Source organism: Ruminococcus difficilis (genome assembly GCF_016680995.1).
The window spans coordinates 1-19,436 of the sequence record NZ_JAEQMG010000087.1 but is presented as its reverse complement, the minus strand read 5'-3'; the positions used below and the strand labels follow the sequence as shown (position 1 = coordinate 19,436).

The 19,436-nt window shown below is 46.5% G+C and carries 12 protein-coding genes; all 12 read right to left on the bottom strand.

Annotated elements, in window-relative coordinates:
• Positions 1 to 682: 682 nt before the first annotated feature.
• Entirely contained in the window at positions 683 to 2,212 is a 1,530-nt protein-coding gene (gene mobP3, locus JKK62_RS09275) for a MobP3 family relaxase (protein WP_201427658.1), read from the bottom strand.
• Between the two features lie 120 nt (positions 2,213 to 2,332).
• Positions 2,333 to 2,971: a tyrosine-type recombinase/integrase gene (locus JKK62_RS09270; RefSeq protein WP_201427657.1), complete on the bottom strand. Its 639-nt coding sequence runs from the start codon at positions 2,969 to 2,971 to the stop codon at positions 2,333 to 2,335.
• Between the two features lie 1,360 nt (positions 2,972 to 4,331).
• Positions 4,332 to 4,766, bottom strand: a complete 435-nt coding sequence (locus JKK62_RS09265) for a helix-turn-helix domain-containing protein (protein WP_201427656.1) — start codon at positions 4,764 to 4,766, stop codon at positions 4,332 to 4,334.
• 485 nt (positions 4,767 to 5,251) lie between these two features.
• Positions 5,252 to 5,425: a hypothetical protein gene (locus JKK62_RS09260; protein ID WP_201427655.1), complete on the bottom strand. Its 174-nt coding sequence runs from the start codon at positions 5,423 to 5,425 to the stop codon at positions 5,252 to 5,254.
• A gap of 39 nt (positions 5,426 to 5,464) precedes the next feature.
• On the bottom strand, positions 5,465 to 7,552 hold the full coding sequence (locus JKK62_RS09255) for an alpha-amylase family glycosyl hydrolase (RefSeq protein ID WP_201427654.1): 2,088 nt from the start codon (positions 7,550 to 7,552) through the stop codon (positions 5,465 to 5,467).
• A gap of 117 nt (positions 7,553 to 7,669) precedes the next feature.
• The gene (locus JKK62_RS09250; protein ID WP_201427653.1) at positions 7,670 to 8,575 is read right to left on the bottom strand and encodes a leucine-rich repeat protein; all 906 of its coding nucleotides are present in this window, start codon (positions 8,573 to 8,575) and stop codon (positions 7,670 to 7,672) included.
• Between the two features lie 61 nt (positions 8,576 to 8,636).
• The gene (locus tag JKK62_RS17795; protein WP_279380623.1) at positions 8,637 to 8,768 is read right to left on the bottom strand and encodes a hypothetical protein; all 132 of its coding nucleotides are present in this window, start codon (positions 8,766 to 8,768) and stop codon (positions 8,637 to 8,639) included.
• Positions 8,769 to 8,783: 15 nt separating this feature from the next.
• Entirely contained in the window at positions 8,784 to 15,299 is a 6,516-nt protein-coding gene (locus JKK62_RS09245) for an InlB B-repeat-containing protein (protein ID WP_201427652.1), read from the bottom strand.
• A gap of 132 nt (positions 15,300 to 15,431) precedes the next feature.
• Complete coding sequence (locus JKK62_RS09240; RefSeq protein WP_201427651.1) at positions 15,432 to 16,766, bottom strand: sensor histidine kinase; 1,335 nt, start codon at positions 16,764 to 16,766, stop codon at positions 15,432 to 15,434.
• Entirely contained in the window at positions 16,763 to 17,473 is a 711-nt protein-coding gene (locus tag JKK62_RS09235; RefSeq protein ID WP_279380622.1) for a LytR/AlgR family response regulator transcription factor, read from the bottom strand. Before JKK62_RS09235 ends, JKK62_RS09240 begins: the two co-directional genes overlap by 4 nt.
• Before the next feature lie 360 nt (positions 17,474 to 17,833).
• The gene (locus JKK62_RS09230; protein WP_201427649.1) at positions 17,834 to 18,091 is read right to left on the bottom strand and encodes a DUF6809 family protein; all 258 of its coding nucleotides are present in this window, start codon (positions 18,089 to 18,091) and stop codon (positions 17,834 to 17,836) included.
• A 324-nt stretch (positions 18,092 to 18,415) separates the two neighbouring features.
• Positions 18,416 to 19,436, bottom strand: a 1,021-nt coding sequence (gene mobL / locus JKK62_RS09225) for a relaxase MobL (protein WP_243411807.1), incomplete at its 5' end; no start/stop codon positions are given.

Sequence of the window (19,436 nt, the reverse complement as noted above, 5' to 3'; positions counted from 1 at the left end):
AGATACCGCTAAAAAAGAAAAAATCCAGAACTTTTTCGCGCTTTCTTTGTTATAGCGTAGCAAAAATGAGATTCGTCCAAAAATCGCCGACACCGCGCAAACACTTCGGTCGGGTACACACCCGTCTTTCTCCAACAAATCGCACACAGGGCGACACGCGGCGAAACAGGGTGTTTTTTGCTCGCAGTACCGTTTTTTACTATTATCTCTTTTTTGGGTGAGCGAAAACATGACCTTCAAATGCCTCTCAAAACTGGCTGTTACTCACAAACTGCGACAAAGGCTCAACACCGCGCGAACAATCTGGACGGGTACACACCCGTCTTTGCTCAACAATTCGCACACGGGGCGACACGCGGTGAAACAGGGGAGAAAAATACATTTCACTCTGCAACAGGCGTCTTCAGTAACGAAAGAAATTGCTTTTCTTTGTTTGGCGTCGCAAATTTTGAACAGCCCTATCGCTCGGTTTTTACTATACACTACGTGTATAGTAAAAAGGGTGTCTGCTACAGGCAAATATAGATATGACCACTATCAATCTGTCAAATCGAGATGTTGCTCACAAACCGCGACAAAGGCTCAACACCGCGCGAACAACCCGGTCGGGCACACACCCGTCTTGCCCCAACAAATCGCACACAGGGCGATACACGGCGAAACAGGGCGCTAACCTCGCTGTTCACATGGACATGCCGTAATACTCATCCTCTGCATCCGCATCGTTCTCATCAAAGCCGTAATCAGTGTCATTTAGATACTCAGCATAGGCATTGTCAAAGTCATATTCATCTTCAGGTGATATAGATTCTTCTTGTTTATCTTGTGAACTATCCTTATTGCCGAGCGAAATTAGGTAGTCAAGCATAGACAAAATACCCTCTGCGGCTTGGCTGTCATAGACTTCTTCATTGATACCGCTGCTGTCTGCTCCTTCTTTCTGACCGTGAGCCAGCTTTTTCTCGCGGATTTTATCTCGCTCCTTGCTGTCGGTCAGGGGCATCATCTTATTGAGTTCATCTAACCTTTTGCCTGCGCTGTTGACAATTTGCTTTGCCAGCATAGAGAAAAGAAAACCTATACGGGCAGTATTTACAGTTGTCTGTGCGTTGAAATTCATACTCAACGCCGTCCTGATAAGCATATTTTTCAGCGACCTCAACTCGGGATTCTTCTCAATGGGCACGTCCGGTTTATCTTTCGTATCATAGTAAAGACTTAACTTTTCGCGGTTGACCTCGTTCCACTTTGCATATATTTCAGATAAATCACCGTCTTTTGCGAACTCGTGCAGAGCAAAATCCACCAGCTTTTTTGTCTTTCTTGGCAGATAGCCGTAGAGCTTCTTCCCCTTCTGCTGCTGAACTTCATCTCGGATTTTTCTCAACAGAAAAAGATAATAATCGGCGTTGGGAATTGATTGCCGTGTTTGAAGCTGCTGCAACAGGTCAGCCAACTGTTCCTTCAACTGATTTCGATAACCGGTTTCTATCGTCGCCAGCTTGTATTGCTCATCGCGAAAGATGTCCTGACCGAAGGCTCGGCGCAGCTCTTTGATGCCTTTCTCGGAGAGGAATCCCTCCTGCCCTTTCGAGAAAATTATCAAATGAATATGCGGATGGTGCGTTGTATTATGGAATGCGCCGTACCATTCCAAGTCCTCCACCTTGATTCTGTGTGCTTTGGCGATCTCATTCATATTCCGGCGGACGAGGTTTTTCCATGCTTCGGCGTTGTTGAAATGCAGACGCTCCGCGTCCTCACGGCGAAGACTGACCACCTCCGTCCAGATAACACCGTCGTGATTGGCGACCCGTTCTGCGACTGTATCAAGGTCAATTGGCATATCGAATTGCGTAAACAATCCGTGCGAGCCGAGCTTTTCAACGCCCGGGCGATTGGAGATATAGCTGACCAAGCCCTTCAATTCATCCACGCGGTCGGCATATCTTTCAGCGACGGCATCCAGAAACTCGTCGGCGTTCTCCCGTGTAGGCATGGCATAAAAGTCCTCGTACTCCAGGAACTTCTTGCTTTGAGGAAAATGTTTCACTGCAGAAAGGATGAGGTCGTGCTGACTTTGGGTTGCAATTTTATACTTCTTGGTGTTAGGCAACTTCTCAACTCCCTCTCGGGTAGCCATATATCTTATTAGATCAGCTATATCCTTTGCGCTCTTTGGGAAGCGGCACGAGACAATAATCTTAGCCATCTACCTCTCCTGAATAGTCTATATCAACGAAATCCCGAGCCTTTTCCAAGTCAAGAACTCCGTTATGCTCAGCGACTAGCTGCTCGGATATATCGTTCAAATAGTTCAGAGCGTAGTCGTTCAGAACGGCTTGCCGTTTGCGAAGCGTTTGAAGGCTTCCGCTTTGATTTGCTCCAGCTCCTCGTCCGTGAACACTACCACCATATCACACTGCGGCTTGCTCTCCTTGTTCTGCGCGGCAAGGTAGTTGTCCTTTTTCGTCATATCAATCAGTGCCATCGGATTGTTCGGTATCGCGCCTTCCTGATATAGCTGCTTGAAGAACATCTTGAGCAGTGAGTACGCTTTCTTGCTCGTCGTGAAAGCGTAGCCTGCGTTCATGTGCTTAGTGAGTAGTTTCTTAATATCGGCAGGAGTAACATCTCCGACAGGCTTGTTGCCGATGTAAGGATAGATTTGGTGTTCAGCAGTGCATTCATATCGATCATAGGTCGTGCGCTCCACCTCCGGGAACTTATACACCCTCAGCCAGTTTTTCATACTCTCTTTCAAAGGCTTTTTTGATTCATCAGAGTTGGCGACCTGCTCGTTGAAGTTTTTGACATAGTCCGTCATCTTTGCTTGCAGCGTTTTCTTCTTTTTGCTGGAAAAACTCTTTCGTTGCGTCACACCGAACTCATCCTTGTAACGTACCAGACCTATCCAACGTCCATCGCTTTTCTGCCATATGTTGCCGTTGTCTAATAATTCTCGTTTCATGCTATCACTCCTTCGTTTTGGTAACCACAACAATACCACAGGCAGTGGTCAATATCCAGCAAATACCCTGACAAGATTTCTCTTGACTTTTTGTGTATTACCAACTATATTGCTTCAATGAAAAATCCCTATAACTTGGCGTTTGTCAAGCTATAGGGATGATTTTTTATTCCTCTGTCCATCTTTATTATAACGTATCTGAGAAAAAGTGTCAAGAGTGTTTCCCTGCTATTTCCGTATTTCCCAGTCGTATCGCAACCGCCGAAAAAATGACGTGTGGGTTTCTACTAAGAAAATGTGGTCGGGCAGCGGTCAAAATCCACGACAATGACGTGCGAGAACCGGTTCTGTCACACGAGATTTTTGATTGAATGAAATGCGCATGACGTGCGTATCACACGCGGCAATACAAGTTCTTACTCAAATCGGCGTTTTTGTGTTGAAAAACGCTTGACAAAACCGCGTGTCTGTGTTATCATACTCCTTGCAAGTGACGTGCGTTCATTTGCAGCGATTAAATATTTAGGGGTATAGCTCAGTTGGTAGAGCAGCGGTCTCCAAACGGGAACCGCGACTTAATTTTTCGCATTATTACTGGATTTCTCAGGCTTGAAACGTCGGTTTCAAGCCTTTTTTCGTGTTATGATTTTTGTAAGCTCGTAAATCAATTTATGCAAAATCCAGGTCAGAACTTGCAAAAAATCTAGGAACAGCATCAATAGACCAGCACTTTTCCAACAGCAGAGAAAAAGGTGACTGATGCTTTTTTGAGTTTCTCTCTTTTGTCTGTTCACGCTTGTTCTGCTTAATCGATAATCACTGAGGAGATAAATGATAACTGATCCCATAATAATTCTTAATCAGCTCGAAAGATAATATAAGTGCTACCGTCATAAATGAAAATGCTGTACTCAACCATTCCCGTTAAGTACAACATTCTCTTTTTATATGTTAATTCAATTGAGTTTTTCCGACAGTTATTTCATCATAAAATCTTAACCGGATTTTCAGTTTTGAAAATATTAGGTTGAGAAAGCGGTTTTTCGATGTTCGAAAACGTCTGACTGATACTTTTTCGAGTTAGTTCAACTCAAATTTCAAAGAGGTCTCACCCATCGAAAACCAATTTAGTTTAACCCTCATAGTAAATCTAAATCTCATTGTGCTAAAGTTAAAACGCCGCGCTCAACAGTTAATGTCAAGCGCGGCATTGCCATTTTAATTGTAAATGCTCACAACTCGCTGTCAGCATTTTCAGCACAGCGGAAAATCGCCTTTCTTTGATTTAGCGTCGCAGATTTTGACAATCCGATTAACGATAAATCCATACCTTATTTTTTTAAAGGTCATTTATATAAACTTATGCGTTTTGAAGCATTTGAACAAGCGACGGTTCTTGTTGAATAAGAAACAACAGTTTCTTCGCGGTGGGCGTGGGTGTAGATTTTCCACCTTCCCATGCCTCTACGGTTCTGGTTGAAACGCCGAGCAGTGCGGCGAATGCTTTTTGCGTCAAGGACAGCGAATGCCGAAGCTCAGATACATTTATTTGTGGGAGCGAGCTTTTGCGTGCGAACGTATCCGCGGCAGCCTGCCCTTTTTCAAACGCCAAGGCTTCCTCCAAACCGCTCTTTACACCCTCAAAAAAGTCTATATTCTTAAAATTATCCTTGATTTCTTCCATTGATAAATTGGTTTTGAAAGTATACTCAGCCACCATCATCACTCCTCTTTTATGGCGTCGATCAGCATTTGCAATTGCTTTTTCTGTTCCGAAGTCAAATTCTCTTGTCAAAGCTTCACTTCCTCATACGATATTTTCGTAGTCCTTGTAATTATTTTATACGATATTATCGTAGTAGTCAAGACAAAAAGCCAATATTTTTTTGCGAAAATTTGCCCGGCAGCACATTTAGCACCGCCGGACAAGTTTTATTATTCGCTACAAAACAGTTCCGCTATCAGCCTGACGCTCAAACGGAATCCATTTACAAATCCCTCACATTCGCTTAAACTACTCTGCTCATTCAAAGTTGCTTTGAGAGCGGCGTCATGCCTGATTATCAGTTTGTTTAGCTTGCCGCCCTCGATACCTTTGGGAAATATCCAGAACTTTTTTGCGTGTTCCGAGAACGATCTGTTCGGGTGCACACCCGTCTATCTTCAACACAGGGGCGACACGCGGCTAAACAGACGGATATTTGTCCATACAGAAAACAGCAGACACACCGCAAGGGTGTGCCCGCCGTTATATAAAAAACTCCATAAATGAAAAATTGCCTAGGTTGTCTTTCCGTTGATGTGGTCGGTAATCGATTTCAGTGCCGATGCTGCCGCGTTCAGCTCCGCTTCGGAGTCGCCGTTGTAATAGAACCGTTTCGATGCCTGGTATTGGTCGTAGGATGAGAAAACAGCTATGAGAAAAGCAGAAAAAGCTTTAAACGAATTTTTCATATGCGCGCGCTCCTCACAACATTACGCAAACACCTGATGTCACCATGTTCCGTATTCATATTTTCCGCTCGAATCGGTACTGCTTTTGGCGTAGAACCGCAGCACGGTGCCGTCGAAGGGGATTTTCACAGTTTGCTTATCATTGTTGTTAAACATCAGATAATCAATATTGGCAGGAACGGTGAAGGTATAGATTTTCTGATTGCTGCTGTTGGTTCTGTCGTAGGTCATTTTTTCTCCCGGCCATGTAAGCATATGGGAGTTTTCATCCGACCAATAGTAACAGTAGATCGTACCGCTCCAACTGCGTGAATTTGTAAAATACACCGTGTAATCCTGCGGTTTGGTTGCCGGCTCCGACGCAGGAGCTTCGATTGTGAGGATCTGTCCTATGCGGCTCTCAATGTCATACTCGGCAAGAAACATTTGAAGCAAGGTCGCGTCGGCGATATCCAGTTCTCCGTCTCCGTTTGTATCTCCTGTTTTGCCGACGCGGGGCATGATCTCCAATTCGGCAATATAACGTTGGATCGTTGTTACATCTTTAATCGTTATTTCTCCGTCCTCATCGGTATCGCCTACCGTCACCTGCGTTGCGGGAACGGTCGTCGGCTGCGTTTCCTCGGCAGCGGGCTCAACCGTGGTCGGCGCAGCGGTGGTGGCGGGAACAGTGGTTGTGGGAGCGATTGTTGTCGGGGCTGCGGTTGCGGGGACCGTCGTCGGTTCGGAAGGCGCGTTATAGACAACAGCGACGCCCTTGGAGCCGACAGTTCCCTTGATTTTTCCGCCCGACACGGTAAAGGTGTTGCCCGAGATTTGATCCTTATATGTGCCGGACTCCATTTTGTTGGCTGTCAGGCTGACGTCGCCCGAGCCATCGAGCTTCGCGATGCACACGCCCGTGGTGCCGCGTTCAATATATGCCGTCTTACCGCTTGAAGCAAGATATTCGCTCTGTCCCATAAAGTAGTTCTTAAATTTGTTGATCTCCCTCACGGCTGTGCTTTTCCAGCTTGTATCAGAGCTTGCAAGTCCCATCGTGCTGTTCGGGCGCGCGAAATACAGAGAGGTTGATTTAGCCCTCGCGCCCGTAATCGCCCACGCCTTTGCTATGACGGAATTGGAAACGCCCGAGGTTTCGTCGTGCATATAGGTATCATGCGATTCCGCCCACAGTACAGAATAAGAAGCCCCTGCGCCCATTTGATAATTGCTTGCCGCCAGTGAAGACGCATTGCTGTTTTTCGCGGCGGAAAGCGCGCTGTTTCCTGTTTTATTGTCGGTTACATCAATATACTTGGTGTAGTTTGACATACTCGTCGCGGCGGTGTTGAGAATTTCTCCGTAGCAGAACACGTCGCTTTTGTAGCTCTTGATACCGTTGATCACGTACGGCCAAAACTCACTCTTGGTGCTTGAATCATCGCTGGGAAGCTCGATATGCTTTGCCGCGTCAAAGCGGAAGCCGTCAACGCCGCAGTCCACACATTCCTTCAACAACCCCAGCACACGCTTTTGCACATAGCTGTTGGCGGTGTTCAAATCGGGCATGCCTAGATGGCCGTGGGTCATCTCATAGCGGCTGTTATCGTTGACTCCGTAGGTTTCGCTGTGATAATACGCGGAGTTTTTCAGATTGCTTTCCACGTTTTCGCTCAGGTGGGAATAACCGCCGCCGGAGGTGTTGTTTGCCATGTGGTTTGCGACAATATCCACGATCACCTTAATGTTATATTTGTCCGCCTCCGAGCACAACGCTTTCAGTTCGGATTTTGTCCCGAGCCACGTTCCGCCGTCGGCTACACTCAACGTCAACGGCTGGTAGAGCTTCCACCACTGACCGCTTGTGCTTGTATAGCTCGATTTATAGCTTTTCGGTTTTTGGACAGGAGAGGTTTGCACCGCCGTGTACCCTGCCGCAGCAATATCGGGCAGATTATTCTTGATTTCGTTATACGACCAGTTGAAGCAGTGCAGCACCGCCGCGCCGCGAATGGTATTCTGCGCGAATTGCGTCTGCCCGACGGCATCATTAGCTTGCGCGGCGCTGAAAGAAGCGTGAAGCGAACAGGCAGCCGTCAGCGCGACCGTAAGTGAGAGAACAAGCGATAAAAATTTCTTCTTCATTAAATATCTCCTCCTATCTAAAATTTTATAATTTTTAAGTTCCCCCGGAGCAGTAAAAACTCCGGGGGTGAAATAGAGGTAAAAAGGGGAAAACATAAGCCCTTTTTGACAAAAGTATTATTGCGTCAGTATCTCTCCGATCGGGTCAGGCATATCGTATCCGGCAAGATACATCTGCAAAGCGGTCCCATCGGCAACATCAACGGTGCCGTCGCGGTTAACGTCCGCTGCGTAAAGGTAGATTCCCTCAACGCTTTCCAGCTCGGCAAGGTGCCGCTGTATCATCGTCACATCATTGATATTGACGTTATTGTCGCCGTTCACATCACTCAGCTTAACGCCGTCACGAAGCACATACGAAAAACCGTGCTCCTGCGCGTATACACGGGCATAGCTGTCATAAAAAACCTGAAACCGTACTCTGTTGGAATTTAAAAAAGCGGTGTCGCTGATGTAAGTGACGGCAGTTGACAAATAGATGTCCTGCAAATACGGACAATTCGCGAACGCGAGGTTGTCAATCGATTCCACAAAAGGCGAAGTTATAACAGTTCTTAAACTGGCGCACTTATTGAAGCACTGTGACGGAATCTGCGCAACGCAGGCATTCATTTGCAGCTCCGTTATATTTGTGCATCCCTGAAAGGCGCCGTGTCCGAGGGACGTAATGCTTGCCGGCAGCGAAAGCGTACCGGAAAGTCCTGTGCAGTTGACGAAGGACTTCATCCCTATTGAGTCAAAAAACCTTGACGCCTGTGAAAAATCAATGGCGGTAATGCTTGTGTTATCTTCAAAAGCGTAGTTATAAACAGATGAAACATATCTGCCGTTGCAGCTTGCCGGAACTACCAAGGCGGAGGAACTTCCGTTATACCCATACAACGCAACACTTTCCGCGTCGGCATCCGCAAAAGTATAGTCGCCGTCGGTATATAATGTCACAGCGTTGAATCCGGCAACGGAAGTAACTAAAAGCAAAGATGAAATGATCATTAACGAAATACATTTGATGATTTTTTTCATAACATTCCTGTCTCCTTTTGCACAGGCAGCGCAAACACTGCCTGTCCCTGTGATTGTTCCGTCAATTCCAGCCATCGTCAAAGTTGTGTTCTTCGCCGTTGTCTTCAACGGGATCGGTCGGGTCGCTGCCGCATAACTGATTTAAGAGCTGAATCTTTACCAATTCAAATTCAGGAGAATCATATTTTTTCAATTGTGCATTCCTCCTTTAACGAGACGCAATATCATAAATAGTAAAGTAAATCGGCTCAGAGATCACCGTATCCTGATTGTTGACCTTCAGATAGGACGTCGCTCTGTAAACATACAGCGCCTGTTCTGTTTGACCGCTGTCCTTTAAGTTTGTAAAGGTGTTGGTGTACTGCATTCTGTCGAAGTTGTCAAGCTTGGCAATTGTTGCAGCGCGGAATATCGCCGCTCCGCTGCATGTGGGTTTGGTTTTATTGCTGCTGTCCGCCGCAAAACCATTTGCCGAGGACAAAACAGCATCGCTGTCATACGCATAAGCATTGCCGCTTCCCGCTGCGTATTTCTTTTCATAATACGAAAGGCTGGTGATCGCGTTTGAATCCTTTAATCCGGTTACCGGTATTCCTTCTGTGGTGTCAAGCTTATCGAGTCTTTCGATGATAAATCCTGCCCTGTCGTCGGGCGTCAGCTTTGTTCCGGCATTATTAAACGCAAGACCGAAGTCAATGAGTATCTTATCGCCCTGCGTATCGCAATCACTCAGGTTTGTGCTTTCTTCGCCCTGCGAGGCAACAGCACCTGATTTATAATGACCCAAGCCGCCCATATTCCACTGATTACGGGTATCTCCCATAAAGGTGATCGTCGTTGAGCGTCCGCTGTTGCTCTCTTTATCGTTGTAGACGGGAATGATGATGTAATCCTCATAACCGCTGTAATTAAACGCGCGGCTGTTCGCAAAACTTGAAGCAACAAAGGTTTTTCCGTCGGCAGTGAAGATGTCCCAGCGGGTAAAGTAGAATTTCTTGTAGAAGGTATAGGAAGCATCGCTCGGTTCTGTCGTCATTTCAGCATTGCTGTTCTGAATAATGCCGTCGATAACATTGCCCTTGGAAGAAACCTTGTAACCCAGGCACTCATTTTCCTCAAAGTAGAAGTAATAAACATTGTCGCCGTCTTTTTTGGCGAAAGTATATGTTGCGGAGGTTCCGTTGTCGTCAAACCAGCTTTCTGTATTTAAAGCGGTAAGCTGTTGTGTTGACGCGCCTGGCGGAATATCCTCCGGAGCGGTTTCCGTTGCGTAGTAATACGTACCGCCGATCTCAAATGACATATTTCCGTCATATTCCTTAGTGGTATACGTATCCGCATAGTGAAAGTCATCACCTGAAAGGTTTGTGAATATCCATTTGGAATCTTCAGTGTTCCAGACTCCCTTTTTAAGAACATAAGGAGCCGCTTTGACAAGCTTCGGGAAATCATCAGTCGTCTGTCCGGATGTTGGAATATTCGGGATCGAGCTGTCATAGTTGAACAGATGTCCTGCCTGAGATTTAACTGTGCTTGACTCGTAGTGCCGGTCGTCAAAGGCGATTTCAGTACCTTCAAGCTTAGTTCCTTCCGCATTGTAAAGGTCGAGTCCGGTTTCGGACTTTGTTTCCTCGTTGTACTTATAAGGCAGGAAGAACTCAGCCCTTACGGTGTCGTCAACCGTATTTGTCGAGCCGACCGCAGCCTGCATGAAATAAACATTTTCTTTTGCGGTGCCGTTAATCGTAACTAACGCCTGCGGCGAGCCGGCGGCATTGTTCGTCATGCTGTCGTAGTTCCAATCAATTTTCTGACGGAAGTTCTTTTCGTAAGGAGTGCTTGATACGATAAAACTCTTGTTAAGCGTCGCAGTGCTTTTAACGCCCGAGAAATACTTTGCAGATTCCATCTCGTCAACAAAGCCCTCAACCGTATAAGTTTGATTTCCCCAGAATCGGCTTTTGTAGGTATAAACGATTCGATAAGCGTAGTTCAATTCTGTTTTGGTCAGCTCTGTCGTGTATCTAAGCGCGGTCACACCGTTGGTATTGTCATAAACATCACTTATATTGACCAAAATAACGCTGTTGTAAGTAACGCCCGCATCCAGCGGGGAAGCCGGAGCAATACTGTTATTCGAAGTATCTGTCCTGTACCTGTCATACTTTGAATCAGCTCCCAGCGCGACTGAACGGTCCGCGACCGCGCAATCCTCGTCGGGTTCGGTGACCAGCGTGATCCTAAGTTTATATGAGCTGTATTTTGTTGAGTCGATATAAGCGGAAACGTCGATATCGGATCCGTCAGTCTTTTCATATGTCTTAACAACACTGTCTCCGTTCATCACCTCGACCTTAAGGTATTTGGTACCGTCGCCCTTGTGGGTGCTGTCCTTAACGATGTTGTGAGAAATCACCAGCGACCCTTTGGCGGCAGGCATAAAGCGCGCGATATAGGTGTCGTTCGCGGAGATGTTGGAGCTGCCGAGACCATCCTTATCGGCAATTTCGTAGTACTTGCCGTCGCTGTAACGCACCCAGCCGACAAATGTCCAGCCGTTGCCTGAATAGGCTTGGAATGTAAACTGGCCGGACGGGTCGGCAAGAATGCTGCCCGAGGTTGTTTTTCCGTAGAGATATTCGGGCGTAGTATTGGTGAAGTAAGCCGAGTTGCCGTTAGCGTCAACATTCGTTTCGTTGCCGGCTCCCGCCGCGGTAAAGGCGCTGTCAGTCCAGTTGTGGTCGCCAAGCAGCGTGACGTCCGTCGTTGCGCTTGTGGTCTGAATCTTAATATTCGCGGTCAGCCTGTCGCTTGAGGTGGAGTAATACCACTTGCCGTCGGAGCGGTCTGCCTGGTCAAGCGAATAGTTGTGGATTTCCTTCTCATAGGAAATCAGCGCCGGAACACCCTCATAATGCTCTTTAAGGTAGTTATAGGTATTCTTATACTTTGAAGAGCTCATTTGTCCGTCGCCCGTGTTTGTGCCGCCCGAATACTGGCTTACTCTGCCGATATTGTTAAGATAAAGCATGGATGACGAAATGTATCCGATAAACTTATGTGCCGCGTCATTATTTTTCGTATAGCCTGACGCCGGGGCATAAACCGCCCACTCGGTTGCGTAGTGACCTACATAGGTATTTTTGTAACCGGTAGAAACAAGGAGAAGCTCCTTGGTTTGCGGTGTTGTGCCTCCGTCGTAGCCTGACTGCTGAGCACTTGTAAGGCGTGTGCCGAATACGTCGATCTGTCTGCCGTAGTAGTCTGTGACTATTTCTACGCCATTGCCGGCGGAAACACACTTTGCCGCAGTATTTAAGCTGTCATTCTGAAAGCTGTGGTTATCATAACTATAGCCGTCGCCGTAGTTATCGTGACCCGCGCTGATTGTTGCTCCGTTGTAAGAATAATCCTTTTTCGGATAATACTTATAGCGGAAGAAAATGGTGTCGGCGTTCTTCTCCTTGTATATTTTGTAGAAGTCGTCGTAATCGTAGGTCTGGCAATGACCGTCGTCACACTTTCCGTCGAGCTTGCGGTGAAGGAGATCCCAATAGGCGTTGTGCATGGTCAGACCCTTGATCTCCTTGCCGGTTGCGGTGCCGTCTACGGTGAGCGGGATTTCCATCTGGAACTTGCCGCCCCAGTAGAGCATAGGCTGACCGGGATAGCCGCCGAAGGCGTTACTTTTGTTGCTGCTGCCCTTGTAGTAGGGATAAACGCAGAGCAGTGTGCCCCACTTCTCCTGAAGCAGACCCTCGTAACCGTCGATGAAGAAGGTTTTGGTGTAGGTGTTGTCCTTCAGATAGTAAATCGGGGTGATCTCAACGGTTTTGCCACTCTTCATGTTTGCGGCGTTGATTGCCTCTGCCGTCCATGTTTCCTCATAGTACTGCGCGTTGCCCGAGGTTACCGCCTCTGCGGGCGTATGGAGCTGATAGGTATAGCCGTTAAAGCTATAGGCTTTCAGATAATGGGAAGCGCTGAAATATCTGTCGTCAAACTTTTGATTGTTATTGGACAGCGTAGTTCTCAGCACCACCTTGGAGCCTACGGGAATGTTTGTGATCTTGTCGTAATTGCTGTCATAGCCGCTCTTGTCGGTTTCCCAAGTGCCGCCGCTCGTCGCGGTGCCCCAGTTTGCGTGGCTGTCCTTGGTGTAAACAATACCGTCGGGCGTAGTGACAGACATAACGTCGGTGTTGGCAAGATTGGTAAAGCGGTTGTAGGAACTGTCACGCAGATTGCCGTTTTTGGCGTAAAGGTCTACAAAGTTCACAAAAGAGGGGTCGGTACCGCCGCCGGAGGCGTCGCCGTAAACGTCAAAAGTATAGGTTTTTGTACTTGAATTGTAAGCTAATACAATGTAATTAAATTGAGATGTATAGCTGCTATCATTAAATTTTGCTTTTGCGTAATGATATCTGTTATCTTTATAGCTGCTATTGACATCACCATTAAAATTATTTGTCTCAACTGTAAGATATGTTTTCGCTCTTTCAACTCTGGTTGCTGAAATATTCAAAGTGCTGCTGTTGCCTGAGGCGCAATTATAGTAGTTTGTTCCGTTTTTTGTCACTAAAAACGCGTGACTGCTTGTGCTGACATAGGAAGAAACAGGTATTTTAAAATAATAGACATTTTGGCTGCTTGAATTTGTTATTTTGTAAGCCTGAATACTTGTATGTGAGTATCCGGCCGCCTGACTTCCGCTGCTGCTATACAACAGATGATAATTGTCATCCTTATTGCCTTTAACAAATATCGTATCATACGTTTCGTCGCTGCTGTTGCTTTTATTGGTAACATCTGCCGTCAAGCTTAAAAAATCACCGCCGCTGAAGGTCAGAGTATAAACGACCTTTTTCGCCTTTTGTGTTACGTCAACGGTCTGCGTGACGGAATTGCCGGGATAGTACTCCTTTGAGCCGTCAGAGCCGACGCGTACGGCTTCATAGATATAGGTGCCGTAGCTGCCGCCGAAATCGTTTTTCTCCAGCGTGTAGGTGGTACCGCCGTCGGACGTCGTCATCTTATCCTCAGCGCTGAACACCTTCCAGTCGTCCGCCCAAACATTGTCAAACATACCCGACGTGCCGTCAGACGCCATGCCGACGATGTAGTACTGATAGGTAACAGTGCCCGGCGTTGCCGCCGCGCTTACAGTTATCTCATGCGTACTTGTGTTAATAGTGACAGTAACGTCAGAGGTCTTTGTCAGATAAAACTTTGCGTTACCGCTGTTTTCGGTCGATTTATCAGTGATACACGCGGCTGTGCCTTCATCTGACGCATAGGTGACATTGGCACCGCCCCATGTTCCCAGCGAGGCTGCTCCGTCATAGCCGTTGATTTTGAAGCGATACCAGCCCATTTCCTTTTCGGAGAAGGTAATGCTGTAGGTGCCGTTACCGTTGTCGGTCATTTTTCCCGCAGAATCCTTTGCCGCCCAAATGTTTGACGTAAAACCCGCAGTGCTGTCGTTCGCGCCGGCGGAGGTGACGAAGTAGTTTTCGCCCTCCAATTCATAACGAAGCCGCTTTGTGATTGTGTTATAGAAAATAATCACCGGTCCGTCGTCGCTCGTATAATTAAACCGCATATTATTATTTGCAGCGCCCGTAGTTCCTTCTTCAACCAAATCAACATAGGTCGTGCTAGCGTTTAGGTGCGTGCTTGACGATGGCGCAAAAAACCTTTTGGTGATATCCTTATCATAAATAAAGAAATAAGGATCGTATGTATTCGAGCCATCGCCGATTGTTTGCGATAATTCCGTAAAGCTGCAGTGAGTATTGACGCTGTACTCAAAATCATTTCCTGTAGGCAAAAGTTGTATTACCTCGGAATCGTCATCCCAGTTGTCACTAGTGCTGCCATCCCATGTATTGAAATACGTATTTGCGCCATCTGTCGCTTTCACGTGAAAGCGACCTGCAATATAGAGCGATTTCCCATCGTCAGGCGCAAAGTTTGCCGTAACGGTACCTGCACCCGACGCGGAAATTGTAGCTGCATTTGCACTGGAAGCATTTCCCAGTGTTATAGTGGATGTATCTTCCGTCGTCCATCCGCTGAATTTATAGCCATAGTCAGGTACAGCGGTCGGAAGGGTCTGAGTTGTTGCTCCCACCTGCTTAGAATTTGGAGAAACAAAACCTCCTGTTCCGGCAGAAATAGTTACGGCATACTGCGTCTCAGCGTCGCCTGATCTATAGAAGTGATATTGTAAAGTAACGTTACTTGTATTACCGTATTGATAGCGGGTTTCATAAGTAATAGTATATACACCTGACGGCAGAGTAGTTTCAATATAATCACTGTCTGATGTTGTATTGTTGTTCCATGTTCCACTTATTCTGGCATAAAAATTGTCACTTGATGTTGAAGTACCGCTCGGTTTTTCGGTATAATACCCGTTATAACGATACCATGTTCTCTCTGCAACCAAAAAGTATCTTATGGTAGTCTCGCTATACAACGTTAGCGTGATTTTCTCTTCGGAATCCATTGCCGCATTAACCCAATTGGTACCGCCATCAGCAGAATAATGCATATAGCAGTCTGCCGCCGTCCAACCCACGCTTGCGCCGACGCGGTTTTCACTTGTCACCTGCGCCGCGTCGGTGGCGATCAATCCTACCGTCAGGCATGACACGAGCATGCAGACGGCGAGAATGACCGACATGGTGGATTTTGAAAAATGTTTTATCCGTTGTTTCATGTTCTTACCTCCATTTTCATTTGTCTGTGTTTCCTGAAAAAACAACAATCCTCATGATAATTTTAGCAAATTATCGCGAGGATTTGGTTGGGTTGGTAAAACTAAACTTATTTTTGGGATAAAACGGCATTTTTAATTCGAATTTCGAATAATCGCGGAAATGATGAACTGATCGTTTTCTTCGCTGCATACGAATTCGCCCTGATATTTCTCCGCTGTTTGCTTTAGCAGCTTGATTCCCTTGCCGTGGAAGGCCGCGTCGTCTTTGGTGCTGTTCAAATCGGGATTGGTTTCCAGCACAGATTCCAGAATCGTATTTTTGCAAGTTATGCAATAATAGCCGCGATGCACCTTTATTTCCAGCCGCATCCGCCGTTGGCTTTCGGGGATCGCCGACAAATACTCGATCGCGTTGTCGCAAAGGTTGCCGATGATAGATATGAGGTCCGAATCGGAAACAAACGACAAGTCGTCTTGTATGTCAACGGAAAAATCAATCGCACGCGTCGCCGCCTTTTCGGTTTCTACATTGAGAATAGCATTGAGCACGGGGTTGGCGGTGTGGGCGGGTGTGAACGCCGCCGTCAGTTTCTCATTAACGGAATCGCACAGCGCCCGCGCCTTTTCATACTCTCCCCCGGCGATCAGGCTGCCGACGGACATCACGCTGTTTTTCATGTCGTGCTTCATTTCGGCGATTGCTTCAATTTGCGCATTAGCGGCGGCAACGGATGTTTTGTACAGCTCCTCGCGCTGCTTGCCCAGCAGCAGCTCGGTGTGCACTTCGTTTGCCTTGCTGATCTTGAAAAGCAGCACCCAAAACAAAACGGACAGCACCACCAGCGAAAGGATGATTATCACGGTGTAAAGTATCACGGAATCGCTGCCATTAAAGCTGAGTGACACAAACAACAGCTCCGCGGCAAAGAGCGACAGACACACCAGTGCCGTTATGACGATCGCCGTGATTTTATCGAACACCTTGCGCAGCCGGATTTTCTGTTTGCCGGTCAGCAAAATGACGGCAAGCACTCCCGTGTAGACAACGTTTTCCACAATCATTAGATTGTATCTGTTAAAGGAAGAAAACTGAATGAAATCCGCAAGGTCGGGGTTACTGAACGCGAGCGTCGCTAACGCGGTATCCACTAACATATAAAGCGCAGCCGTCGCCAGCACCATCAGCAGCTTGAGGTACAGCTTGCCCTTTAGGAAAAACAAGACATACAGCATCCTTATCAAATACGCCGCCAACAAGAGTCCCAAATGAAAATCCGCATGCCCTTCCGCCATATCGTTGAAGGTGTTGAAAATTTCAATAGCCGTCGACAAGGCTACGGTGCTCCAAAAGCCCAGCGCGTTTTTCAGCTTGTTGCCGGACTTTTCAAAAAACAAATACAAAAACGCAATATCCACAAAGCTCTGAAAGAAATCCACACAAATCTCAACCGCTAACGCCACGTTCATTGCGTCCTCACCATCCAATCATAAAATCTCTGTTTTACTTCCCTGCGGTATTTCTTGCTGACGGGAATTTGAACGCCGCTGATAAGCTGAATGGTCTGCGGAAAAAGCGTGTCGATGTATTTCATGTTGACCAGATAGCCGATATGCGGACGCAGAAAGCCCTTTGCCAAAAGCTGCTGCGCCTCTTCGTCAATCGTTGTCCGCTCGCGGTATTCATCGGTTTCGGTATAGATGATGACATAGTTCTTTTCCTTTATCATGTAGACGATATCCTTCAGCTCCACCCTGAAAACGCCCGTGCCGGATTTGATAAACATTGAATCCTCCCCCGCGATTTTGTCATATATGCGGGACAGGCAGGCGGATAGGTCCTCCGCGTGCGATTTACGGATAAAGGAATACGGCTGCTCCTTCAACGCCTCAAACACCAAGCTGTCGCGGTTCGTCACAAAAATGATATACGGACGCTCGGCTTTGCCCTTGTGCAAATTGATTTCGGCGGCGAGGTCAATTCCCGAAATGTCAGGCATTTCAATATCCAGCAAGATCACATCATTGCACCTGTACTGCTCGTCCTCCAACAGCGAATAAGGGTCGTCGGTCATGCTGACGTTGACGTCATAATCCTTTTCGGCACACAGCCGGAGAATTTCTTTTTTCATAGAAACCAAAAACGCTTTTTCGTCGTCTACTAACAAAATACGCATACGCCGCGTCCTTTCCTGATTGTTATTTTGATTATATCATAAAGAACGTTAAGAAAAAAGATATAATTGGGTTATTATATCATATTATTCGAAGAATCGTAGAATGTGGTAAAATACGACCTGTTTTTGGTAAAATTCGTCAGCAATCACTGCTTCAAAGCAAAGCCTTCCGCATTGTCAGCTTTTTCAGCAGAGGAAAAAACGCTTTTTTGCGTCGCGAATTTTGAACAGATATGCTGGTTGTTGCTCACAAACCGCGACAAAGGCTCAACACTGCACAAACAATCAGGGCGAAACAGGGTTAGATAATTTAGAAAATCCACAATTTGTAGTTGTTGGGCTTTTTCTACCCTTTCAGGTCTATTGGTCGTCGCTTAATAGCCTGAAACCTAAACGAAATCCGTTTACAAACCCTTCGCACTCGCTTAAACTACTCTGCTCCGTCAAAGCGTCCTTGAGCTTTTCCGGAATTTCCGCTTCCTGCTCGTTCAGCATTGCTTTGAGCGCAGCGTCATGCCTGATTATCAGTTGATTCAACCTGTCTCCTTCGCTACCTTTGGGAATGTCACGCTCAAACGGGTGTATGTTGCCGTAAAACAATTCTCTGATCGTATCCATGTGTGAATCTCCTTCAAGCACAACAGGATACCACAGAAAACGGAAAAGTCCAGAACTTTTTTCGTATTCTTTGTTATAGCGTCGCAAATTTTGAACAGACCCGTTACTCTGTTTTTACTATACACTACGTGTATAGTAAAAAGGTATCTGTTACAGGCAAATATGGATATGACTGCTGCCGACCTGTCAAATCGGACTGTCTTTCACAAATCGCCACAAACGCCCAACACCGCTCAAACAATCCGGTCGGGTAACTTTCCCTACTTTCCTCAACAAATCGCAGACAGGGCGATACACGGCGAAACAGGGCTCTAATCTCGTTGTTCACATGGACATGCCGTAATACTCATCCTCGTCATCTGTATCATCCTCATAAAGACCGTCATCAGTGTCGTTCAGATATTCCGCATAGGCGTTGTCGAAATCATATTCATTTTCAGATGATACAGGTTCTTCTTGCGCATCTTGGGAACTATCCTGATTGCCGAGCAAAATCAGGTAGTCAAGCATCGGCAGGATACCTTCCGCTGCTTGGCTATCGTAGACTTCTTCATTGACGCCACTGCTGTCTGCTCCTTCTTTCAGACCGTGTGCCAGCTTTTTCTCGCGGATTTTATCTCGCTCTTTGCTGTCAGGCAAGGGCATCATCCTGTTGAGCTCATCTAACCTTTTGCCTGCGCTACTGACGATTTGTTTTGCTAACATAGAGAAAAGATAACCAATACGAGCAGTATTAACAGCTATCTGTGCATTGAAATTCATACTCAACACTGTCCTGATAAGCATATTTTTCAGTGACCGCAACTCGGAATTCTTCTCAATAGGCACGTCCGGCTTGTCCTTCGTATCGTAGTAGAGACTCAACTTTTCGCGGTTGACCTCGTTCCATTTGGAATATATTTCAGATAAATCACTGTCTTTGGCGATCTCATGCAGAGCAAAATCCACTAGCTTTTTCGCCTTTCTCGGCAAATAACCGTAGAGCTTTTTCCCTTTCTGCTGCTGAACTTCATCACGAATTTTTCTCAATAGAAAAAGATAATAATCGGCGTTAGGGACAGATTGTCGTGTCTGAAGCTGCTGTAACAAATCAGCAAGCTGTTCTTTCAATTGATTCCGATAGCCGGTCTCTATCGTTGCCAGCTTGTATTGCTCGTCACGAAAGATGTCCTGTCCGAGAGAACGGCACAGCTCTTTGATACCTTTCTCGGAGAGGAATCCCTCTTGCCCTTTCGAGAAAATTATCAAATGAATATGCGGATGATGCGTCGTGTTATGGAATGCGCCGTACCATTCCAGATCTTCAACCTTTATCCGATGTGCTTTGGCAATCTCATTTATATTA